General features: G+C 70.2%; 22 protein-coding genes. 11 read left to right on the forward strand and 11 right to left on the reverse strand.

The genetic code is table 11. The features are described from left to right. Positions 1-34 precede the first annotated feature (34 nt). Entirely contained in the window at positions 35-1,846 is a 1,812-nt protein-coding gene (locus tag ABZS69_RS19500) for a DUF2264 domain-containing protein (RefSeq protein WP_355373946.1), read from the forward strand. A 62-nt stretch (positions 1,847-1,908) separates the two neighbouring features. Here the strand turns inward: ABZS69_RS19500 and ABZS69_RS19505 are convergent, their stop codons facing one another. Then, entirely contained in the window at positions 1,909-2,835 is a 927-nt protein-coding gene (locus ABZS69_RS19505; protein ID WP_355373949.1) for a LysR family transcriptional regulator, read from the reverse strand. Between the two features lie 230 nt (positions 2,836-3,065). Between ABZS69_RS19505 and ABZS69_RS19510 the strand changes: the two genes are divergently transcribed. From ABZS69_RS19510 to ABZS69_RS19530, 5 genes are all read left to right on the forward strand, one after another. Beyond that, a complete protein-coding gene (locus tag ABZS69_RS19510; RefSeq protein ID WP_355373952.1) occupies positions 3,066-3,953 on the forward strand; it encodes an ABC transporter substrate-binding protein in 888 nt (295 codons plus the stop codon). Then, on the forward strand, positions 3,950-4,801 hold the full coding sequence (locus ABZS69_RS19515) for an amino acid ABC transporter permease (RefSeq protein WP_355373954.1): 852 nt from the start codon (positions 3,950-3,952) through the stop codon (positions 4,799-4,801). The genes ABZS69_RS19510 and ABZS69_RS19515 overlap by 4 nt, the downstream gene beginning before the upstream one ends. Further along, positions 4,798-5,562, forward strand: a complete 765-nt coding sequence (locus tag ABZS69_RS19520; RefSeq protein ID WP_355373957.1) for an amino acid ABC transporter ATP-binding protein — start codon at positions 4,798-4,800, stop codon at positions 5,560-5,562. The genes ABZS69_RS19515 and ABZS69_RS19520 overlap by 4 nt, the downstream gene beginning before the upstream one ends. Before the next feature lie 22 nt (positions 5,563-5,584). Beyond that, positions 5,585-6,718 (forward strand): FAD-binding oxidoreductase, encoded by a 1,134-nt coding sequence (locus tag ABZS69_RS19525; RefSeq protein ID WP_355373960.1) that lies wholly within the window; start codon positions 5,585-5,587, stop codon positions 6,716-6,718. A 283-nt stretch (positions 6,719-7,001) separates the two neighbouring features. Then, a complete protein-coding gene (locus ABZS69_RS19530; protein WP_355373962.1) occupies positions 7,002-7,685 on the forward strand; it encodes a hypothetical protein in 684 nt (227 codons plus the stop codon). A 33-nt stretch (positions 7,686-7,718) separates the two neighbouring features. Here ABZS69_RS19530 and ABZS69_RS19535 read toward each other — a convergent pair whose 3' ends face one another. The 7 genes from ABZS69_RS19535 to ABZS69_RS19565 are packed head-to-tail and all read right to left on the reverse strand — an operon-like array spanning position 7,719 to position 14,223. Further along, positions 7,719-8,645 (reverse strand): BadF/BadG/BcrA/BcrD ATPase family protein, encoded by a 927-nt coding sequence (locus tag ABZS69_RS19535; RefSeq protein WP_355373965.1) that lies wholly within the window; start codon positions 8,643-8,645, stop codon positions 7,719-7,721. Continuing rightward, the gene (locus ABZS69_RS19540) at positions 8,642-9,679 is read right to left on the reverse strand and encodes a hypothetical protein (RefSeq protein ID WP_355373967.1); all 1,038 of its coding nucleotides are present in this window, start codon (positions 9,677-9,679) and stop codon (positions 8,642-8,644) included. Before ABZS69_RS19540 ends, ABZS69_RS19535 begins: the two co-directional genes overlap by 4 nt. After that, a complete protein-coding gene (locus ABZS69_RS19545) occupies positions 9,676-10,422 on the reverse strand; it encodes an SIS domain-containing protein (RefSeq protein WP_355373970.1) in 747 nt (248 codons plus the stop codon). Before ABZS69_RS19545 ends, ABZS69_RS19540 begins: the two co-directional genes overlap by 4 nt. Before the next feature lie 11 nt (positions 10,423-10,433). Further along, positions 10,434-11,237 (reverse strand): carbohydrate ABC transporter permease, encoded by an 804-nt coding sequence (locus ABZS69_RS19550; protein ID WP_355373972.1) that lies wholly within the window; start codon positions 11,235-11,237, stop codon positions 10,434-10,436. Continuing rightward, positions 11,234-12,085 carry a sugar ABC transporter permease gene (locus ABZS69_RS19555; protein ID WP_355373975.1) on the reverse strand — a complete coding sequence of 284 codons (852 nt, stop codon included), beginning with the start codon at positions 12,083-12,085 and terminating at the stop codon, positions 11,234-11,236. The genes ABZS69_RS19550 and ABZS69_RS19555 overlap by 4 nt, the downstream gene beginning before the upstream one ends. Before the next feature lie 23 nt (positions 12,086-12,108). Further along, positions 12,109-13,350 (reverse strand): extracellular solute-binding protein, encoded by a 1,242-nt coding sequence (locus tag ABZS69_RS19560; protein ID WP_355373977.1) that lies wholly within the window; start codon positions 13,348-13,350, stop codon positions 12,109-12,111. A gap of 9 nt (positions 13,351-13,359) precedes the next feature. Beyond that, positions 13,360-14,223, reverse strand: coding sequence for a MurR/RpiR family transcriptional regulator (locus tag ABZS69_RS19565; RefSeq protein ID WP_355373980.1), 864 nt, complete (start codon positions 14,221-14,223; stop codon positions 13,360-13,362). Positions 14,224-14,335: 112 nt separating this feature from the next. On the opposite strand from ABZS69_RS19565, the gene ABZS69_RS19570 reads away from it, so the two are divergent. From ABZS69_RS19570 to ABZS69_RS19590, 5 genes are all read left to right on the forward strand, one after another. Beyond that, on the forward strand, positions 14,336-15,976 hold the full coding sequence (locus ABZS69_RS19570; protein ID WP_355373983.1) for a bifunctional metallophosphatase/5'-nucleotidase: 1,641 nt from the start codon (positions 14,336-14,338) through the stop codon (positions 15,974-15,976). 82 nt (positions 15,977-16,058) lie between these two features. Beyond that, positions 16,059-16,562 carry a hypothetical protein gene (locus ABZS69_RS19575; protein WP_355373986.1) on the forward strand — a complete coding sequence of 168 codons (504 nt, stop codon included), beginning with the start codon at positions 16,059-16,061 and terminating at the stop codon, positions 16,560-16,562. Positions 16,563-16,886: 324 nt separating this feature from the next. Further along, a complete protein-coding gene (locus ABZS69_RS19580) occupies positions 16,887-17,213 on the forward strand; it encodes a hypothetical protein (protein WP_355373989.1) in 327 nt (108 codons plus the stop codon). A gap of 92 nt (positions 17,214-17,305) precedes the next feature. Beyond that, positions 17,306-17,746, forward strand: a complete 441-nt coding sequence (locus ABZS69_RS19585) for a cupin domain-containing protein (protein ID WP_355373992.1) — start codon at positions 17,306-17,308, stop codon at positions 17,744-17,746. Between the two features lie 173 nt (positions 17,747-17,919). Further along, positions 17,920-18,240 (forward strand): phospholipase D-like domain-containing protein, encoded by a 321-nt coding sequence (locus ABZS69_RS19590; RefSeq protein ID WP_355373994.1) that lies wholly within the window; start codon positions 17,920-17,922, stop codon positions 18,238-18,240. Between the two features lie 26 nt (positions 18,241-18,266). On the opposite strand, the gene ABZS69_RS19595 is transcribed toward ABZS69_RS19590, so the two are convergent. From ABZS69_RS19595 to ABZS69_RS19605, 3 genes are all read right to left on the reverse strand, one after another. Then, complete coding sequence (locus ABZS69_RS19595) at positions 18,267-18,710, reverse strand: ester cyclase (protein WP_355373997.1); 444 nt, start codon at positions 18,708-18,710, stop codon at positions 18,267-18,269. A gap of 203 nt (positions 18,711-18,913) precedes the next feature. Next, positions 18,914-19,045 carry a hypothetical protein gene (locus ABZS69_RS19600; RefSeq protein ID WP_355374000.1) on the reverse strand — a complete coding sequence of 44 codons (132 nt, stop codon included), beginning with the start codon at positions 19,043-19,045 and terminating at the stop codon, positions 18,914-18,916. Positions 19,046-19,168: 123 nt separating this feature from the next. Continuing rightward, positions 19,169-20,737 (reverse strand): choice-of-anchor I family protein, encoded by a 1,569-nt coding sequence (locus ABZS69_RS19605; protein WP_355374002.1) that lies wholly within the window; start codon positions 20,735-20,737, stop codon positions 19,169-19,171. Positions 20,738-21,092 lie beyond the last annotated feature (355 nt).

Genomic DNA, 21,092 nt, shown 5'->3' on the forward strand with positions numbered 1-21,092 from the left:
CTGAAAGCGCTTTCCAGCGGAGAAGAGGGAGCCCGTGGACACCGACGACCGCGCAGGACGGCCTGGCAGCGACCGAGACGACCTCCGGCGTCAGGTTCTTGACCTGGTCGAACCGCTGCTCACCCGGTTCAGTCCGGGCGGTGGGCGGCTGCGGCTGGGGTTCAACACGGCGCACTACGACCAGGCGTCCTCCGAGCTGGAGGCGTTCGCCCGCCCGCTGTGGGGGCTGGCCCCGCTGGCGGCCGGCGGCGGGACATTCGACCACTGGGAGCTCTGGCGCGCCGGGCTCGCCGCCGGGACCGACCCTGAGCACCCCGACCACTGGGGCGCGGCCTTCGACCGGAACCAGCGGCTGGTCGAGACCGCCGCCATCGGCCTGGCGCTCGCCCTGACCCCCGAGCAGATCTGGGACCCGCTGACCGGCCGGCAGCGCGACACGGTCGCCGCCTGGCTGCGGCACTCGGTCACCGTGGAGCCGAACAACAACAACTGGCTGTTCTTCCCGGTCATGGTGGGGCTCGGGCTCGACCGCGTCGGGGTCTCCTACGACCGCGACGCCAACACGGCCAGGCTCGACCGGCTGGAGCAGTTCGACCTCGGACGCGGGTGGTACTCCGACGGGCCCACGTGGCAGCGCGACTACTACATCCCGTTCGCCATGCACTACTACGGCCTCATCTACGCGGCGCTCGGCGACGACCGGGCCAGGGCCGAGCGCTTCCGCGCGCGGGCGGCGGCGTACGCGCACGACTTCCAGCACTGGTTCACCAGCGAGGGGGTCGCCGTGCCGTTCGGCAGGAGCCTGACCTACCGCTTCGCGCAGTCGGCGTTCTGGGGGGCGCTGGCCTTCGCCGGGGTCGAGGCGCTGCCCTGGGAGGTGACCAAGGGGCACCTGCTGCGGAACCTGCGCTGGTGGGGCCGTCAGCCCGTCCGCGACACCTCGGGGCTGCTCACCATCGGCTACGGCTACCCGCAGCCGCACATGGCCGAGCAGTACAACGCGCCCGGCTCGCCCTACTGGGCCATGAAGGCGTTCCTGCCGCTCGCCCTGCCGGCCGAGCACCCGTTCTGGGCGGCCAAGGAGGCCGACGCGCCCCCGCTGCCCGAGGTCAGCACCCAGCCGGAGGCGGCCGCGGCGCTGATGCGCTGCGAGGAGGGGCGGCACGTGGTGATGCTGAGCGCGGGGCAGCGCAACCCGTGGGCGCGGCACGGCGCGGCCAAGTACGCCAAGTTCGCCTACTCCACGCGGTTCGGCTTCAGCGTGCCCGCCGGGACGTACGGGCTCGAACAGGGCGCCTTCGACAGCACGCTGGCGCTCAGCGAGGACGGCGAGCACTGGCGGCCGTGCGAGCTGCCGGACCACGTCTCCGCCGCCGACGGCGTGCTGCACTCGCGCTGGACGCCCTGGGACGACGTGGAGATCGAGACCTGGCTGGTGGCGCGGGCGCCGTGGCACGTACGGGTGCACCGGATCAGGACCGGGCGGGCGCTGCGCACGGCCGAAGGCGCCTTCGCGGTCGACCGGGACCGGCCGCCCACCCGCGTCGACGCCGGTCCCGGGTGGGCCAGGCTCGACTCGCCGGACGGCCTGTGCGTGATCGAGGACCTGTCAGGGCGGCGGGAGGGAGCCCTCGTCACGGCCCTGCCCGGCACCAACGTGCTGGTCCCGCACACCACGATCCCCACCCTGAAGGGCGACCTGCAGCCCGGCGAGCACCTGCTGGCCTGCGCGGTCCTCGGTCTGGAGGCGGGCTCGACTGCGGCGGGCTCGACCGCGGCGGGCGAGGGCGGGTGGCCCGAGCCTCCAGCGTGGGAGTCCATCGAGCCGCTCCTCGGCCCGGCCTGAGGCCCGCCGCCCCGGGCGCGCGGGGGTGGCAGCGCGATGAGGGCGCGCGGAGGTGGCGGCGGTCATACGGCGACGGGGAGGTCCGCGCGCTGGTGCAGGGACTCGGCGGCGTTGATGAGCATGTTCGTCGCGTGGGCGAGCAGGGGGTTGGGGTCGGTGGCGCGGCACACGGTGAAGACCCTGCGGACCTGGGAGGGGTCGCCGAGCCGGAACACGCACACGTCACGTGACTCGATCATCGCCAGCTCCGGCACGATCGCCACCCCCAGCCCCTTGCGTACGAGCTCGAAGGGCAGGTTGTAGTCGTTGGTGCGGAACAGCACGTCGGGGTCGAAGCCGCTGGCCGCGCAGATGTGCGACAGGTTGAGCGCGGCGTCCATGCCCTCGGTGTAGGAGATCCATCGTTCGGCCGACAGCTCGCCGAACTGGATGCGCTTTCGGGTGGCCAGCCGATGCCCGGTCGGCACGAGCACGTAGAGCGGCTCTTCCATGATCAACGTCATGGTCAGGTCCTTGGGCCGGGTGTGCGGCACCATGCCGTATTCGAAGACCACGGCCAGGTCGAGCCGGCCGTCGTTCACGGCGGGAATGGTCCTGTGCGGATCGCCCTCCTCGTAGCGGATGTCCACGTTGGGACGGTCGCGCAGGAACTCGGCCAGCACGGCGGGCACCAGCCGGAACCCGGCGGACCAGAAGCTGCCGAGCCGCAGCCTGCCCCGGTGGGCAGTGGCGAAGGAGCGCATCTCCTCCTCCGCCGCCTCGAGATCGGCCAGCAGCCGGGTGGCCTTGCGGGCCAGCTCGGCCCCCGCCGCCGTGGGCCGGATGCTGCGCGGCAGGCGCTCGAACAGCTGGACGCCCAGGGTCCGCTCCAGCGAGGAGACCTGCTGCGAGATGGCCGACGGGGTGAATCCGAGGCGCTTGGCGGCGGTCCTGAGCGAGCCGGTGGCGACCACCTCACGGATCGCCTGCAACTGGGCCGGGGTAAGCATCGGCCCAACTTAACAGTCCGGCCCTGAGCATCACCAGACCGCGAGCCTCATGAGGCGGCACGACCGATCACCGAGGTCGGCGAGCTGGGGAGGCCGGAAAAGAGGATAAGGAAGACTGAACAGGATGTGCACCAATGCGCATGCTCGCTGGCCTTGTCGTATCTAAACGGACCCCCAATATTGGTCTCTACGAAACGCAGCACCAAGCGCGAGAGGGGGTGTCCTGCGCGATGCGGTTCACCCGAACAGCCGCCGCATTCGGCCTGGCGGGACTCCTGTCCCTGACAGCCTGCTCCGGAGGGGACGCTTCCCAGGCGGCCGCCCCGGCACAGCAGAAGAGTCAGGAACTGAACGGCCTTCTGCCCGACAAGATCAAGAAGAGTGGCACGCTCAACGTGGCGGCGGGTCACAACTACCCGCCGCTGGTCTTCCTCGACACCGACAACAAGACCGTCATCGGCCTGGAACCCGAGCTGATGAAGGCCATCGGCCAGGTGCTCGGCGTCGAGGTGACGTTCAACCAGGCCAGCTTCGACAGCCTCATCGCCGGCGTGCAGGCACGCCGCTACGACCTGGCCATCCAGGCGATGCTGGACAAGCCGGAACGCCGCGAGAAGGTCACGTTCGTCGACTACTTCAAGACCAGCAGCTCGCTGCTGGTCCAGGACAAGGACGCGCAGGCGATCCGGTCGCTGGACGATCTCTGCGGGAAGACGGCGGCCGTCGAGCAGGGCACCGCCCAGGCCGACGACGCCGAGCAGCAGAAGAAGAAGTGCACGGACGCGGGCAAGCCGGCGGTCCAGGTGCTGGTGTTCCCCGACACGGTCGGCTGTCTGCAGGCCGTCTCCACCGGCCGGGCCAACGCCTTCATCGGCGGCACCCCCACCATCACCTACCAGGCCGCCCAGTCCGGCGGCCGGATGAAGCAGGTGGGCGAGCCCTACCGCTACCTGCCGTACGGGATCCTCGTCAACAAGGAGGACCAGAACCTGGCCAAGGCCGTGCAGCAGGCGCTGCAGAAGCTGATGGAGAACGGCTCCTACGCCAAGATCCTCGCCAAGTGGCAGATGTCGACGGGCGCCCTCGACAAGGCCGTGATCAACGGCGGCGAGTCGTGACCACGACCGGGCAGACCGCTCCTGCGGCGTCGCAGGAGCGGATCCAGGCCGTCCCGCTCCGCCATCCGGGGCGTTGGGTGAGCGCGGCCGTCCTCGGTTTCGTGGTGATCTTCCTGCTGCAGGGGTGGCTGGCCAACCCGCGCATGGAGTGGAAGGTGGTCGGCGAGTACCTCTTCTCCCCCGCGGTCCTGAGCGGGCTCGGCACCACGCTGCTGCTCACGGTGCTCGCCATGGTCGTCGGCGTCGCGGGCGGCGTCGTGCTGGCCGTGCTGCGGATGTCGCCCAACCCCCTGCTGTCGGCGCTGAGCGGGTTCTACATCTGGGTCTTCCGCGGCACGCCGCTGCTGGTGCAGCTGCTGTTCTGGTACTTCCTGTCCGCGGTGGTGCCGAAGATCGGGCTCGGCGTGCCCTGGGGGCCGACGTTCCTGGAGTTCGACACCAACCTGATCATCACCCAGCTCACCGCGGCGGTGCTGGGTCTCGGCCTGCACGAGGCGGCCTACATGGCCGAGATCGTGCGCGCCGGCATCACCTCCGTCGACCACGGCCAGACCGAGGCGGCCCACGCCCTGGGCCTGACCCGCTTCCAGACCCTGCGGAAGATCATTCTTCCCCAGGCCATGCGGGTCATCATCCCGCCGACCGGCAACCAGGTGGTCTCCATGCTGAAGACCACCTCCCTCGTCTTCGCCATCGCCGTGCCGGAGCTCCTGACCTCGATCCAAGGCATCTACTCCCGGAACTTCCAGCAGGTCCCGCTGCTCACCGTGGCGTGCTTCTGGTACCTCGTGGCCACGACCGTCCTGAACGCCGGGCAGCACTACATCGAACGCAGGTTCAGCAGATGACGGCCCTCGTCCGCGCGGAAGGCGTGCACAAGCGTTACGGGACGCTCGACGTGCTCAAAGGCATCGACCTGGAGGTCGCGGAGGGAGAAGTGCTGGCCCTGATCGGCCCGTCGGGGTCCGGCAAGTCGACCTTCCTGCGCTGCATCAACCACCTCGAACGCATCGACGCCGGCCGCCTCTACTTCCGCGACCGCCTGATCGGCTACGAGGAGCGCGACGGGAAGGTCTACGAGCTGCCGGACAAGGCGATCGCCGCCCGGCGGGTGGACATCGGGATGGTCTTCCAGCGCTTCAACCTCTTCCCGCACATGACCGCGCTCGAGAACATCTCGATGGCGCCGATCATGGTCAGGAAGGAGCCGAAGGCCGAGGTACGCGAGCGCGCCCACGCCCTGCTGGCCAGGGTGGGGCTGGCCGGCAAGGCGCACAGCCGCCCCGACGAGCTGTCCGGCGGCCAGCAGCAGCGCGTCGCCATCGCCCGCGCCCTGGCGATGCGGCCCGATCTCATGCTGTTCGACGAGCCGACCTCGGCCCTCGACCCGGAGCTCGTGGGCGAGGTCCTGGACGCCATGCGCGACCTCGTACGCGAGGACGGCATGACGATGATCATCGTCACCCACGAGATGGGATTCGCCCGCGAGGTGTGCGACACGATCGTCTTCATGGACGACGGGATCGTCGTCGAATCCGGGCCGCCCGGCGCCGTGCTCGGCGAGCCCCGCCACGAGCGCACCCGGGCGTTCCTCAGCAAGGTCCTCTGACCCCCGAAAGAAAGATCTCCACGTGTCCCGCGTCATCGTTCTCGGCGCCGGAGTGCTCGGCGCCTCCGTCGCGTACCACCTGGCCGTCGCAGGGGCTCAGGTCGTCGTCATCGAAGCCGGCGGCCCCGCCGCGGGAACCTCCAGCGCGACCTTCTCCATGGACGTCACCCATCTGAAGACCCCGCGCGCCTACTACGAGCTGAACCGCGCCAGCGCCGCCCTGCACGCCACGCTGGCCGAGGAGTTCGGGGGCCCGTCGTGGCGGCACCCCATGCCCGCCATCCAGTGGGGCGACAGCGAGGAGAGCCGGCGGGGGCTCAGGGAGCGGGCCGTCCGCCTCAGGTCGTGGGGCCACCCCTGCCGCATCGCCGACCCGTCCGAGCTGCGCGAACTCGCCCCCGCCGTCGACCCGGCGGCGTGCACGGCGAGCGAGCTCGTGGTCCACGACCAGAGCGCCTGGTACGACGCGCCGCTCTTCGTCCAGCGCCTGCTCGACCGCGCCGCCACGCTCGGCGCCGACATCCGGTACGGCCTGCGGGCGCACGCGCTGATCCGCAGCGGCGACGCCGTCATCGGTGTCGAGACCGGCACGCGGCGCTGGGAGGCCGACTGGGTGGTCAACTGCACCGGCCCGGACGCCGACCGCGTCGCGGCGCTCGCCGGCACCGTCCTGCCCATGACGCGGATCCCCGGGCTGGTGGGTGAGAGCACCCCCGTGCCCGGCCTGCGGCTCGACGCCATCCTGGCCACACCCGAGGTGGACCTGCGCCCCGCCCCCGGGGACCGGATCTGCTCCATCTCCTGGCCCGTCGACGCGCTGCTGCCCGGCCAGGGCGACGACGCCCTGGCCGAACGCCTGCACGCCGGCGGCCAGCGCGTCCTCCCCGCGCTGCGCACCGCCCGGCTGGCCGGCGTCCGCCTCGGCGTACGGCCGGTGCCCGCGGACGGCCTCCCGCTGGCCGGCACCCACCCCGGCGCCCCCGGCCTGTACCACCTCGTCACCCACAGCGGCGTCAACCTGGCACCCGAGCTCGGCCGCCTCGCCGCTCAGGAGATCATCGGCGGTGACGGCCCCGACCTCGCCGACTACCGCATCACCCGCGGGATCGCCACATCCGTGCAGGACGAAAGCCTGACCCTCATGACCACCCGCTAGCCTGCCCCGCCCAGACCGCCCCCGAGGTCACATACGCAGCGTGCGGCCTTGGGGGCATCCCCGCGGGCGGGCGGACGCGGGAGGCACCCAGGGATTTCCTCAGGAACCCCGGCCATGTTCCGGTCGTTGATCGGCCTGACGATCCCTCCGGACAGAATGAGGAACCTTGTCAGCGCTCAGATCGCGATTAGCCTTCCTGGTTCCGGCCGCCTCCTTGATTGCCGGATGCACGAGTGCCACCACGACCACGACTCCCAGCTCTGCCCCCAGCCAGGTGGCCGTCATGCCGCCGCCCCAGGAGACGGCAGAGGAAAAGGGGTTCGTCGAGATCTGTGTCGTCAAGAAGACGCGGGTGCGGGCCGACTATCGCGCCTGCGATGACGCCGAACCGGGCTACTCCTGGTACTTCCTGGCGATGGACGCGCGAGTTCCCGCCACCGGATCAAAAGCGAAGAAGGGCTCGTTCAAAAAACCCGCCGGTGGCTGGTACAGGGCGCCCGCGAAAGGCGGCCTGGCCTCAGACGTGCGGACCGAGGACGTCGAGGACCGCGTAGAGGTGTGCGTGTCGCAACGAACGCGCATCCGAGTGTCGGACATCAGATGCGACGACGACGAAAAAGGCTACGCGTGGTACTACATCCGCATCGACGGATATGTTCCGGCGGTCGGGAAGAAAGGCGAGGAGGGTTCTTTCAGGGCACCGTACTCGGACGCGTACCGCGCTCGCAGGAAGGGCGGCGACGCCGTCGAGGCGGCAATAGATTACGAGGATCCCGACGCGCCCGAGGAGGAAGAGGAAGAGGAGGAATACTGCACCACGACCATCAATGACGAGTGTGTGGAGACCAATCGCTGCACGGAGACCGTCAACAGCATTTGCACCAAGACCGAGGACGGCCCTCTGGGATCGTTCTCCAACAGATGTCGTAACGTCTTTGCGAACAAGCGCTGGACACAGCGCTGCTGAGCATCCCGCGGACCACCTCCGACAGGACACTCATCAATCCATGGGGCTCGCCGTGAAATGTGCGTGGGTGCCGCGGTCGCCCAGGTGGTCGAGGGCGGCCAGCCAGCTCGCTCCCGCCGCGCCGTCCCGGGCGGTGGCCACCTCACGGTCGCCCAGCAGCCCCAGAACCGCCGTACGGACCGGGCCGTCCGCGGTCAGCACGCCGCCCGCCAGCACGATCGGGCCCTCTCCGGCCACCCGGCCCGCCGTCGCCACCAGCCGCCGGGCGGCCTCGTCGACGATCTCCGCCGCGCGCCCGTCCCCGGCCGTCGCCGCCTCGGCCACGAGCGGGCAGGCGGCCGCTACCAGCGTCCGGTCGGCCTGCGCCAGCCGGACGATGCGGTCGGCGCGCCCCCGCGGCTCGCCCGTCACGCCGAAATGGGCGCAGACCAGGTCCATCAGCGGCCCGTACGGCAGACCGCGATCGAGCGCGTGGACGACCGCGCGTACCCCGGCCCGGCCGATCCAGAACCCTCCGCCCTCGTCGCCGAGCAGCCATCCGAGACCGTCGGCGACGGCGACCACCCTGCGGTCGGCGAAGCGGGCGGCGGCGGCCCCCGTTCCGGCGAGCAGCAGCGTGCCGGAGGGCGCCGGCGTGCCGGACGCGTAGGCGATGACCACGTCGCCCACCAGCCTGGGCGGCGCCGCGATGCCGCACGCGGCCCAGACGCGGCGCAGCACCTCGGCAAAGCCGTCGTCCGCGCCCGCGACCCCCGCCACCGAGGCGGCCACCCGTGAGGGGTCCTGGCCGTCGAGCGCGCGGCGCAGGGCCTGCTCGATGGCCGCCCCGGCCGCCGGGGCGCCGTACGCGGCCGGGTTGCCCGGGCCGGCGGTGCCGTACCCGAGCCTGGTCCCGTCCGCCGCGTGCAGGGCGGCGCGGGTGGCGGTGCCACCGGCGTCGACCCCGGCGAAGAGGGTCATCGGACCAGGCGCGCGGCGCCGGGCGCGAGGGTGAAGGCCGGGCCGCAGGGCTCGTAGGAGCCGGTGGCCGGGTCGAACGCCTCGGTGATCCCGCCGAGCGCGACCTCGACCGGCTCGTCGAAGCGGGCGTTGCAGACGAACCGCAGCCGCTCGCCGTAGCGGCCCACCAGGACGTCGCCGGCCCGCTGCCCGACGCGGTCGACCGACGTCCAGCCGGACAGCTCCGCCGCCACCGGGCGCAGCCAGCGGGTGTTGAGGTCGCGCACGATGCCGAAGCGCTCGGTCGGCACGCCGTCCCCGTCGATGAGCGCCGGCTGGAAGCTCTCGCCGCGCGCCGGGTCGGGCGTCCAGTAGGTGAAGTACTGGATGCCGGTGTAGCCGTAGGCCAGCGCGGTGTTGACCTGCCAGGCCAGCTCGGCGGCCGACGGCTCGCGGTGCCCCTCGTAGGCCAAGGTCTGCACGTACATCCAGGCGGGCAGGCCGGCTCGGCGCGCGTGCTCGCGCACCGTCGCGAGGTCGGCGAAGTAGCCCTCGTCGGAGCCTTCGGAAAGGAAGGGGTAGCGGTCGAAGGAGAGCACGTCGGGGCGGACGAATTCAGCGAACTCCCCCACGTACGCGTCGTAGGGGCCGGTGGCGTGGCTCGGGAGGAGGTTGGCGTAGGCGAAGACGCCGGCCGCGCGCACGGCGGCGACCCCAGCCGCCACCCTGGGGAACTGCTCGGCGTGCGGCTCGTCCATGAGGCTGAGGCCGCGGAAGGAGCGGTACGCGCGGTAGTCGTCGACCACCCGGCCGAGCAGCGGCGTGGGGTCCACGTCCAGGTCGCGCATCAGCACGTCCACGCGCGGGTCCGAGGCGACCAGCACGCCGAGCCCCGCCTCCTCGGCGCAGGTCAGCGCGTGCCGCAGGATGACGCGGTCGTTGAGGTAGTTGCCGGTGATGACCAGGTCGATGCCGGCCTCGGCGATCTCCCGGTAGCGGGCGACCGTCGTCTCGTGGGGAGGCGGCGGCCAGAAGGCGGCGATCGTCAGGCTCACAGCGCCCCGACCCTGATCCGCCCGGCGTAACGGGTCACGAGGGCGTCGTTGTGCGCGTCGGCGTCGGGGATGTTGGCCGACAGGTAGACCGGCGGGACCGTTCCCTCGGCCAGGAGCAGGCCGATCGCCTCGGCGACCATCAGCTGCACGATCAGCGCCGAGGTGATCGAGGAGATTCCGCAGACCGGGCCGTGCTCGGTCGGCAGGACGGCGTCGCCGTACGGGGCGAGGTTGTCGATCACGATGTCCGCCAGCTCGAACAGCCGCTCCCCGGACGGATGCCGGGAGGTGATGGCTCCGGAGTGGGCCAGGGAGGTGATCGCGATCAGCGGCAGGCCGCGCTCCTTGACCAGCCGGGCCATCTCCACGGTTGAGCCGTTGCCGCCCGAGTTGGAGGCGATGATGAAGGTGTCGGACTCCTCGATCGTGTGCAGGGCCAGCACCTGGTGCGCGGTGTAGGGGTCACGTTCGGCCAGCGGGTCGAACAGACCGGGGTCCGCCGCCCCCAGCACCACCGGGTCGCGCAAGGTGAGCCGGTTCGTCGGGATCAAACCGCCCGCCCGGCCCGCCACTTCCAGCGCCACCGCCTCGGAGTGCCCAGTCCCGTACGCGTGCACGACGCCGTCGGCGCGCACGGTGGCGGCGATGAGCGCTCCCGCCTGCCTGATGACGGGCAACTGGTCGGCCAGCAGCCCGTCCAGGCGGGAACGTGCCTCGTCGGCGAAGGCCATCACAAGATCCATAGATTGTTTCCTCAACGGTTCATGCCGGCGGTCAGCCCGGCGACGATCTGGCGCGTGGCCAGCACGAAGAGCACGACCAGCGGGATCGTCGTCATCACCAGGCCGGCGAAGAGCGTCCCCCAATCGTTCTGGAACTGGCCGAAGAAGTGGGTGAGGCCGACCGGCAGGGTCAGCTTGCTCTCGTCCCGCATCAGGACCAGCGGATAGAAGAAGTCATTCCAGATCGGCACGAACTGGAAGACCACCACCGTCGCGAGCGCGGGCCGGACCAGCGGCAGCATCACGTGCCAGAAGGTCGCGAACGGCCCGGCGCCGTCCAGGGACGCGGCCTCGTCCAGCTCGTGCGGCAGCTGGCGGAAGAAGGCGGTCAGCACGAAGACGTTGAAGGGCACCGAACCGGCCGCGTAGACCAGCACCAGCCCGGCCAGCGAGTCCACCAGCCCCATGCTCTCCAGCAGGTAGAACAGCGGCAGCACGCCCAGGTGGGCGGGCAACGTCATGCCGGAGATGAAGTAGGCGGCGAACAGGCCGCGCCCCCGGAACTCCCTGCGGCCCAGCGGGTACGCGGCCAGCAGCGAGACCACCGCGCCCAGCAGCACGGCGCAGACCACGACGACCGCCGAGTTGACCACGTAGGTGGAGAAGGAGGCGTCCGTCCACGCCTTGGCGTAGTTGCCGAACCCGGTGGGCGGGCCGAGCGGCCGGTCGAAGATCTCGCTGGTGGGCCGGAACGAGCTGAGCACCATGACGAGCAGGGGCGCCATGGAGAAGGCCGCGTAGCCCCAGAGCAGGATCTTGATCCCCAGAGCCCTCACGTCTTCCTCCTCAGGACCCGTTCGAGCAGCAGCGTCGACCCGAAGATGAAGGTGAACATGAAGACCGCCAGCGCCGAGGACGTGCCCAGCGCGTTGACGTCGCCCGAGGCGAACGCGGTCCGGTAGAACAGCAGGCCGAGCACGTCCGTCGCGCCCGCCGGAGAGCCGTTGGAGCCGCCGAGCGCGTAGACCAGGGCGAAGGTGCCCATGCTGCCGATGAAGCTGAGAATGGTGACGGTCGCCATGGCCGGCCTGAGCAGCGGCAGCGTGATGCGCCAGAACACCTGCCAGGAGCTGGCGCCGTCGGTCCTGGCGGCCTCGCCGTACTCCTGGGGGATGCCGGCGAGAGCGGCGCTGAACAGCAACATCGGGAAGCCCACCCACTGCCAGGTGGTGATCACGATGACGGTCGGCAGCGCGGTGTCCGGGTCGCCCAGCCACGGCATCGCCAGGCCGAGCGGCTTGAGGAACGCGTTGACCGGGCCGAAGGCGGGGCTGAGCAGCAGCGTCCACAGGTAGCCGATGACCAGGGGATTGACGAGGTACGGCAGGGCGAACGCGGTCTGCAGCGCCCGCTTGCCGCGCCGCACGCGGGACAGCGCGAGCGCGAAGGCCAGGCCCAGCGTGTTCTGCACCAGCATGGTGCCGGCGAAGAGCAGGAAGTTGTGCCCCAGCGCCGGCAGCAGCTGGTCGAGGAAGGTGCCCGACAGCAGGCCGGCGTAGTTGTCCAGCCCGGCGAAACCGCCGCGCAGCGTGCCCTTCCAGGAGAAGAAGCTGTAGGTCAGGCCGGTGAACAGCGGGTAGACCACGAACGCCGAATAGAGGAGGAAGGCGGGGATCAGGAACACATACGATGATCCCCGCCGCGAGCCTAGAGCCATGTGGACACGCTCTTGTCGAGCTGCTCCGCCGCCTCCTTGGCGGTGATGCGGCCCAGCAGCATCTCCTGCAGCGCCTTGGAGAACACCGCGGCCGAGGACGGGTTGCCGTAGGCGAACTCGTTCATGAAGTAGGTCGCGCCGTGCTGGTCGAAGGCGGTGGCCACCTCGCCGAGCAGGGGCTCCTTGGGCGTGACGCCGGGTACGGCCGAGAAGGTGCGCACGGTGTCGGTGTAGAGCTGGCCGTAGTCCTTGGAGGCCAGCCAGGCGGCGAACTTCAGCGCCTCGGCCTTGTGCTTGGTCTTGACGTTGATGCCGTAGGAGCCGTCGGTGAAGCCGGGCATGAGGCCCTGGCCCTCCGGCACGGGCGGGGTGAAGACGCCCAGCTCGACGCCCTTGGCGTTCTCGGCGAAGAAGTTCAGCTCCCACAGGCCGCCGGGGAACATGGCCGCCTTGCCGGAGGAGAACAGGATCTGCGCGTCGGTGTAGGAGACGCCGGCGACGTTCTCGGGGAAGTACGGCTTGAGCTTGTTGAGCTGGTCGATGCCCTCGACGAAGCGCGGGTCGGCGAACTTCTTCCGCTTGGCCTTGACCTCGGCGATGAACTCGTCGCCACCCCAGTGGGCGGTGCCGAAGATGCTCGCCACGATCGGCAGCATCCAGTCGTCCTTGCCGCCGAAGGCGAACGGGATGATGCCCTTGGCCTTGAGCTTCTGGGCAGCGGAGATCATCTCGTCATAGGTCTTCGGCGGGGTGACGCCGTTGTCGGCGAAGATCTTCTTGTTGTAGATCACCTGCAGGGTCTGCACGGCGAACGGCACGCCGTACACCTTGCCGTCCTTGTCGCCCTTGGCGGCGCGCAGGACGCCCTCGTCGAAGCTCGCCAGGCCGGGCACGTCCTTGGTGTCGAGCGGGAGCAGCCGGCCCGCCTCGACGAGCGGCTGCAGCTGGGCGCCCGCTCGCAGCCAGGCCAGGTCGGGCCCGCTGTCGCCGGCCAGGCCGGTGGACAGGATCGTGTCGTACTCGGTGGCGGTGGTGAAGGAGCGGGCGTCGACGTCGACGCCGGGGTTGCTTTTCTCGTACTCGGCGAACATCTTGTCGTAGTTGGCCTCGGGACCCCATCCCCAGACCGAGAGGGTGATCTTGCCTTCGCTGGCACGGGGGGTGGTCGAGGGGGAACAGGCGGTGACGGCTGTCACCAGGGCGACAGCGGCGACAGCGGCGGCGATGCGCATGAGTGGCTCCTAGCGCGGGGGCAGGCGGTGCTTGGCGACCGCGCCGGTGGCGGCGGTCAGGAGTTGGTTGCTGGTCTCGTGGGTGCGCTGGACGACGCCGATGTAGAGGCAGTCCAGGACGAGCATCTGGGTGTGGCGCGCGGCCACCCCGCCCGCGCGGAAGGGGGTGTCCTGCGCGGCGGTGGTGAGGACGATGTCGGCGGCCTCGGCCAGCGGGCTGCGGGGGAAGTTGGTGACCGCGATCGTGGTGGCGCCTCGTTCCTTGGCGATGGTCAGCGGCTCGACGACCTCGGCCGTGGTGCCCGAGTGGGAGATGCCGAGCGCCACGTCGCGGTTGTCGCGCGCGTTGGCGCTGCAGACGGCGCTGTGCACGTCGGTCCACAGCGCGCAGGGCCGGCCGATGGTGTGCAGGCGCAGGTGCAGGTCCATGGCCACACCAGCGCTGCCGGAGACCGCGAAGAAGTCGATGAACCTGGCGTTGACCAGGACGGAGACCGCCTGGTCCACCGCCTCAAGGTCGAGCTGGGCCGCCGTCTCCTCCATCGCGCGCATGTCGCTGGCCAGCAGGCTGCGCAGCACCAGGCTCACGGGGTCGTCCGGGGAGAAGGCGATCAGGCTCTGCTCGCGCGGGGTGGCGTCGTTGCGTCCGAGGTCGGCCGCCAGCGCCAGCCTGAGCTCGGGGTAGCCGGCCAGGCCCAGCTCGCGGCAGAAGCGGGTGATCGTGGTGAGCGAGGTGCCGCACCGCTCCGCCAGTTCGCCGATGGTCGAGGCGGCCACGGCTGCGGGCTCGGCGAGGATCGCCTCGGCGATGCGCCGGTGGGTCGCGGTGAGGGTGGGCTCGACCCCCCGGATTCTGGCCAGGATCGGTGACATGCGACGAACCCTGCCGCTTTCCCCCATGGATGTCAATAGTTCACATTAGGCGGACGATGTTAGAAAATTTCACCCTTGTGTGACCCGTTGGGAGTATGTCACCTTCGTGACCATGCGCAACCTCCTCGTGGCGCTGGTGCTCGGGAGCACCAGCCTGCTGCCCGCCCGTGCCGACACGGTGGACATCCAGTTACTGGCCTTCAACGACTTCCACTCCGGTTTCCCGACCAGCTTCGGCATGACACCGTCCGGGCCGGTCCCGGCGGGCGGCGCCGAATACCTGGCCGCCCACATGGACCGGCTCCAGCGCGACAACCCCAACGGCACGCTGCGGCTCGCGGCCGGCGACAACATCTCCTCCAGCACCATGAACGCCACCGCCCTGCACGACGAGCCGGCCATCCAGGCGCTCAACCTGATGCGCCTGGACGCCTCCAGCGTCGGCAACCACGAGTTCGACGAGGGCCTGGCCGAGTTCCGGCGGATGGAGAACGGCGGCTGCCACCCGATCGACGGGTGCGCGCTCCCGAACTTCAAGGGCGCCGACTTCCCGTACCTGGGCGCGAACATCGTCGACACCACCACCGGCAAGCCCGCGGTGACGCCCTACATCGTCAAGCAGGTCAAGGGCGTCAAGGTCGGCATCATCGGCGTCAGCCTCAAGAACACCCTGAACGAGGCCCCCGGCCCCACCAAGCCGCTGGAGGGACGCGACGAGGCCGAGGCGGTCAACACCTACACGGCCGAGCTCAAGGCCAAGGGCGTGCACACCGTCGTGGTCCTGATCCACCAGGGCGGCGGCCAGACCGGCGGCGGCCTGCCCAACGAGTGCAACAACCTGGCCGGGCCGATCAAGGACATCGTGCAGAAGTTCGACCCCGAGGTCGACGCCGTGATCTCCGGGCACACGCACAACGCGTACAACTGCGTGATCAACGGCATCCCCGTCACCCAGACCTCGGGCCACACGCGCGAGCTCACCAAGATCGTTCTGACCGTCGACCGGGCGAGCGGCAACCCGACCGCCTCGAAGGCCGAGAACATCACCGTCACCCACGACATCAAGCCGGACGGCCAGATCGCCGCCCTGCGCCGCAAGACCGACGAGCAGGGGCAGAAGCTGCTGGACCGGCCCGTCGGCCTGCTCGGCCGCGACCTCACCGCCGTGCGCAACGCCGCCGGTGAGTCCACCGTCGGCCACGCCCTGGCCGACGCCCGGCTCTTCGCCACGTCCACCCCGGAGACCGGCGGCGCCCAGATCGCGATCCAGCCGCCCTACGGCGGCGGCATCGGCGGCGACCTGATCGTCAACCCCACCGGCAACGAGATGGCGAACCTGGTCACGCACGGCAAGGCGCTGCGCGTGCAGCCGTTCAGCAACATGCTCGTCACCATGACGCTCACCGGCACCCAGTTGGAGCGGCTGCTGGAGCAGCAGTGGTGCGGCCAGAGCACCGCCCGCGTGCTCGGCATCTCCCAGGGGCTCACCTACACCTACGACAACGCCAAGCCCTCCTGCGACAAGATCGACCCGGCGACCATCAAGCTCAACGGGGCCGTCGTCGACCCGGCCGCCCAGTACCGCCTGACCGCCAACTCCTTCATCGCGACCGGCGGCGACGGCTTCTCCGTGCTGACCGAGGGCACGGACCGGGTGGAGAAGGTACGCGACATCGAAGCCTTCGAGTCCTACATCCGGGCGAAGACCCCGCTGCAGGCCCCGGCCCTGGGCCGCGTCACCCGCGTGAACTGAGGTCTGCGCCGGCAGGGGCGACGCCGCCCCGGCCGGCGCAGTAGCCTGACCGCGTAGATCACGGTGCCGGGGAGAAGGACGATTGCTGCCGATCGGGGAGTTGCTGCGGGTGCTGGACGCGCTGGACGCCGCGGACTGCGAGGTCTGGGTGTGCGGCGGCTGGGGCATCGACGTCCTGGTGGGGCACGTCACCCGGGAGCACCACGACCTCGACCTGCTCCACCGGGCCGAGCAGGAGCCGGAGGTGATCGGCGCGCTGGAGTCGCTCGGGTACGCCGAGCGGCCCGGCGCCGTCCCCGGGCGACCGGCCAGGTTCGTCATGACCGATGACCGGGGGCACGAGCTCGATCTGCACCCTCTGCACTTCGCCGCGGACAGCTCGGCCGTGCAGCACATGGACGACCGCGGCGGGACGCTCTTCTACCCGGCCGCGGCCTTCGTCACGGGCACCATCGAGGGAGCGCGCGTGCGCTGCCTGTCCGCCGGCCTGCAGATCGCGTTCCACCAGGGCTACGAGCCCAGGGAACGCGACCTGCACGACATGGCCCGCCTGCGCGAGACGTTCGGCCTGACCACGCACTTCTGACGCATCCCATTGCTTTCGTCCGGGACGCCTGTCACAGCTCGTCGGGCTGTCCTGTCTGAGGAGTTGACCTGCACCCCGCCGTGAACGGCGAGGATCCCCGTCCCGCCTTCGGCGGGAACCCGCAGCGCAGACGCCACGAGTTGTGGAACGGGGCGCTTGGCGTTTCACAGACCCGACCACCGTCTGGAGGTCTCCACGCCCTGAGACGACCGGCCCGGCCGCCTTGCGATTTCGTTCCGTACAGGCTTGGTTATCGCCCGTGTTCAAAATAGCAAAGGTTCCGGGTCCGCGCATCGGGGTGGCGTCTTCCTGACCGCCGCGCTGATGGCGCTGCTGACCGCCGCCTGGCTCTGCGGCGCCCCCTCCCGCCGCGCGGAGACCGGGCATCACCTCCAGGATTTCGTGATCATGCCTATCCTCCTGGTGCTGACGGCGATCGGCGGGCCCTCCCTCACCGGCGCTCCGTCCGGGCACACGCATGGAGGCGGTTCGACAGCCGCGCTGGCCCTGGTCATCGGGCTGGCCTGGACCTGCGCCCGGATCATCCGCGTGCTGCCCCCGCGGAACGCGGACGGACGGGTGCGCGGCCAGGACATGTGCTCGGCCGGAATGGCGGCCTGCATGACCTTCATGGCCGCCCTGGCCCTCTGAGCTTTACGAGCGTTGTCACATATCGGGGTGCTGTCTGGTCTGAGCTGGTACACGGCCGGATCGAGCCGGCCACTTCCCTGGAAGGAAGCCTGATGAGCACCGACCACGCTCACGCGCACCACCTTGAGAACCCCGACAAGAGCGGCCCGCCGCCGAAGATCGACGTGATCGCCGCCGTCCCGGGGGCGCCGCCCGCGCCGGAGGGGGCCGAGGCGATGACGATCCTGGTCACGTTGCCGCCGAACAGCCCCGGCGCGCCGCCGCACCGGCACTCCGGGCCCGCGTACGGGTACGTGGTCAAGGGGGCCGTCAACTTCGAGCTCGAAGGCGACCCCGTGCGGGTCGTCAAGGCCGGCGAGGCGTTCTGGGAGCCCGGCGGGGACGTGATCCATTACCAGGACGGCAACCACCTCGCGGACGAGGAGTCGGCGTTCGTGGTGACGATGTTCTGCGCGCCCGGACAGCCGATGTTGATCCCGGTCAGCCCTGAAGAGCTGGAGGCTCGGCGGGACCGTCGCGCGCCGCAGCCGTGACCAGGGTCGCATTGCCGGTCATGCCCGAACGCCGCCACCGGGTGGAGGCCGTGCGGGACAGCGCCACCGCGCGCTGAAGACGAAGAGGGCGGGAACCGGGCTCGGTTCCCGCCCTCTTCGTGGCCGGACCACGGTGCGGCGGGGGGTCGCCAGCCCCGCGGGGCCGATGCCTGGTGTTCACCGTCCAGATCGTCTACGGCACCATGGACGAGGAGGTCAAGCAGCTCCTGCTGGCCGAACCGCGCGTCGAAGTGCGCGTCCTTGGCAACGGCAGCGCGCTGCCCGGCCGCGTGCACTCCAAGTACCTGCTGATCGAAGGCTCCTACGACGGCGACCGCGACGCCCACCGGGTGTTCACCGGCAGCCACAACTACAACGAGACCTCGCTGCGCCGCAACGACGAGACACTGCTCAGGCTCAACAACAAGGCGATCTACCGCCAGTACGTGGCCAACTTCGAGCGCATGCGCGCCGTCGCGCCCCTGGCCGGCTGATCCGGGCGGTTGCCGCCGCGGCGCGGTCAGCTCAGTCGCTCGTGTTCCTCGAAGCTGAGCGCGCCGCCGAGCTGGGCGCCCACCTCCAGCTGGTCGTAGTAGATGCGGTGGCTGACGATGAGCTCGTCCTCCACGACCGAGACGCTGCACGCGCGCACGAGGATGGGGCGGCCGGTCGCCTCGGCCACGCCCCCTCCCGGCATCAGGTAGGCGCCCTTGTGCGTGCCGCTCAGGGTGTACTCCGCCACCATGGTGTCGCCCGCGATCGTGAGCGCCCAAGGGGTGCATTTCGCGTCCGGGAACGCCTCGATGAACGCGCCGTAGTACGAGGCGACCTCGTCCCTGCCCTGGCCCACGCCGTCCGGTGCGACGAGGACCGCGGCGGGGGCGAAGGAGTCCGCGAGGCCGTCCAGGTCGTGGCGGTTGAAGGCCTTCCGCAACAGTTCCAGGGGGCGTCGAGGATCAGACATCGAGCTGGGCCCTTCACGAGAGACGACTCACGCCCAGCCGGGTAACACTGGGCGAAATAGCATGATTTTTCATGCTATTGGCCCTACAGGTAATCATTGGGTCAATCTTCGGCACAGAAGCCGCATCCCTCATGGCTTTGACCTCGGCCATGAATTTCCTCGAACAAGGGCGGATGCCGGAACATCCGCCCTTGCTCCGCCCCTCAGGGCACCAGAGCGGCGAACAGCCCGTACTCGATGGCCGTCGCGGCGTTGGCGGGCCCGGCGACGGTGCCGGCGAACAGCGCCGGCGCCGATACTGCCAGGACGAGCAGGAGGGAGATTCGTCGAACCATGAGCACCTCCGGTCGGGTTTCTGCCGCGCATTCGAGGACCGGACCGGCGCGGATTTCAGCGGGAGGCACCCGTGACGATGACGTTACCTTCCCGGCCCGTCAAGGCCCGCTCCGTGCGTCCGCCTACCGGATCTCGTAGATGGCGGTGGTGCCGCTCACCTCGTTGCCCACGATCAGCAGGGGCTTACGGGTCGGGCTGTCCCCCGCGGACACGAAGAAGACGCCCTCCGGGCCGACGTCACCGGCGGTCCCGTCCTCGACGGATCCGGCGAAGTCGCGCGTGTTGAGGTAGTCGACGAGGGCCGGGCGCCGGGGGTCGGTCACGTCGTAGACGACCACGCCGCTGACCCGCTCAAGCCCGGCGAACGCGTACGTCCTGCCCCGCACCTGACCCACCGTGACGCCCTCGGGCTCCGGGCCCTTGTTGTCGCTGCGGCTGTCGAAGGAGCCGTTCTCCTCGTTGTCGGCGTTGAACTCCTTGGGCAGCTCCCGGGCGATCAGCCGCTCGAGCTCGTCCCCCGAGTCCCAGACCAGCGCACCCGTGGCGGAGCGTACGGAGATCGAGCGACCGCCGAAGGCGTGCAGCTCCCGGTAGGCGCCGGAGGCGTCCTTCGGCGAGTCCGCGGCCACCGTCAGGCGGCCCAGCTCCGCGTCCTTCTTCAGCGCGGCGGCGTTCGGGAACGCCGCCGCCGACAGGGTCAGGTCCTTCACCCGCACCTCGTCCGTGTAGCAGTCCCAATCACGGCCGTCGCCCTCATTGGCGGTGACCAGGTACGTCTGCCCCCTCGAACGGAAGTGCGCGATCGAGTCGGGCATGTACATCCCCTTGACCCCGGCCCGGGGACGGATGTCGATCTTCCCGTCCTTGTCGGAGGCGTCCATACCCACCGCGCCGAAGTCCTTCAACCCGAGCGGCACGATCCGCTGCACCTTGGCGCGGTCGAGATCGACGATCGCCACCGCGTTGTTCTCCTGCAACGTCACCCATGCCGTGTCACCGTCCACGGTGATGTACTCCGGCTCCAGGTCCTGGGCCACCGTCGCGCCCGGACCGGAGATCCGCACGCCCGCGGCCCGGAGCTCGTCGGCCCGATCGTTGAACGCCCGGAAGTCGGCAGTGCGTACGGTGCCGCGCTTCACGTCGATGACGCTCACCGACCCCTCCGGGTCGTCGACCGCGTCCGCGCAGTACGACTCCGGCTCGCCTTCGTTGGCGACGACCAGCCGGCGACCGTCCTCGGTGAAGGTCACCATGTCGGGAAGCGCCCCCGCGGGGAACTCCTTGAGCTTCTTGCCGGAACGGGCCTGGAAGAGGGTCACCTTGCCCTGGCCGGTCTTGGTCGCCGCCTGCTGGGCGACGGCCACCAGGCCGCCCTTCACGGCGACGCTGTTCGCTCCGGGAGCCGCCAGAGAGGTGACCCGCTTCGGGTTGCGCGGGTCGCGGATGTCGAGGACGTCCACCGTTCCCGCCTGCGCGTTCACCACGAAAACGCGCTTGGTGGCGGGGTCGTACGAGGTGATCTCCGAGGCGCCGGTGCCGACCGACCCCGTCGAGAACCGGCCGAGGAACGCCAGGCTGACGCCCTTGTCGTCCGGCGAAATCGTCGCCTGGGCGGGGACGGCGAGCAAGGCGAGTGAGAGAGCGGCGCCGGCGGCGGCCGCGGTCAGCTGGAAGGCATGTGAGCGGTGCATTCGCCGATCGTGACGATATCCAGTGACCATTTGAGCGCCAAAGGATGTATTTGCAGTGAATTGCACCTGGGAAGACCCAGCTCAGGCCGTATGAAGGCCACCCTGCCCCGCCGTCGTGACAGCGGCTGCTCGCCTCGGTGTCACCGATCGCCTCTCCTGGTGCGGACGTGACCCTCGCGAGCGTACTCGCGCGGGCCGGGCCGTCCCGGTCTTGATTGCTTGCGGAGGTTTGGCGGGCACCTGACGGAACGCGCAGCATGCTGCGGGAAGGTGCAGCTCATGAGGGGTGTGGTGAAACGCGACGCGTGATCCGGCCCGCCCATCGGGTCGTCCCGAACGCGCTGCGCGCGCGGAG

It is taken from the genome of Nonomuraea sp. NPDC005650 (genome assembly GCF_040605375.1).
Taxonomy (GTDB): domain Bacteria; phylum Actinomycetota; class Actinomycetes; order Streptosporangiales; family Streptosporangiaceae; genus Nonomuraea.

Bases quoted from the DNA above. Each gene is read 5' to 3' on its own strand.
- ABZS69_RS19505 (WP_355373949.1), bottom strand. From the start codon at position 2,835: ATGCTTACCCCGGCCCAGTTGCAGGCGATCCGTGAGGTGGTCGCCACC.
- ABZS69_RS19510 (WP_355373952.1), top strand. From the start codon at position 3,066: ATGCGGTTCACCCGAACAGCCGCCGCATTCGGCCTGGCGGGACTCCTG.
- ABZS69_RS19520 (WP_355373957.1), top strand. From the start codon at position 4,798: ATGACGGCCCTCGTCCGCGCGGAAGGCGTGCACAAGCGTTACGGGACG.
- ABZS69_RS19530 (WP_355373962.1), top strand. From the start codon at position 7,002: ATGCCGCCGCCCCAGGAGACGGCAGAGGAAAAGGGGTTCGTCGAGATC.
- ABZS69_RS19535 (WP_355373965.1), bottom strand. From the start codon at position 8,645: ATGACCCTCTTCGCCGGGGTCGACGCCGGTGGCACCGCCACCCGCGCC.
- ABZS69_RS19545 (WP_355373970.1), bottom strand. From the start codon at position 10,422: ATGGATCTTGTGATGGCCTTCGCCGACGAGGCACGTTCCCGCCTGGAC.
- ABZS69_RS19560 (WP_355373977.1), bottom strand. From the start codon at position 13,350: ATGCGCATCGCCGCCGCTGTCGCCGCTGTCGCCCTGGTGACAGCCGTC.
- ABZS69_RS19565 (WP_355373980.1), bottom strand. From the start codon at position 14,223: ATGTCACCGATCCTGGCCAGAATCCGGGGGGTCGAGCCCACCCTCACC.
- ABZS69_RS19570 (WP_355373983.1), top strand. From the start codon at position 14,336: ATGCGCAACCTCCTCGTGGCGCTGGTGCTCGGGAGCACCAGCCTGCTG.
- ABZS69_RS19580 (WP_355373989.1), top strand. From the start codon at position 16,887: ATGGCGCTGCTGACCGCCGCCTGGCTCTGCGGCGCCCCCTCCCGCCGC.
- ABZS69_RS19585 (WP_355373992.1), top strand. From the start codon at position 17,306: ATGAGCACCGACCACGCTCACGCGCACCACCTTGAGAACCCCGACAAG.
- ABZS69_RS19595 (WP_355373997.1), bottom strand. From the start codon at position 18,710: ATGTCTGATCCTCGACGCCCCCTGGAACTGTTGCGGAAGGCCTTCAAC.
- ABZS69_RS19600 (WP_355374000.1), bottom strand. From the start codon at position 19,045: ATGGTTCGACGAATCTCCCTCCTGCTCGTCCTGGCAGTATCGGCGCCG.
- ABZS69_RS19605 (WP_355374002.1), bottom strand. From the start codon at position 20,737: ATGCACCGCTCACATGCCTTCCAGCTGACCGCGGCCGCCGCCGGCGCC.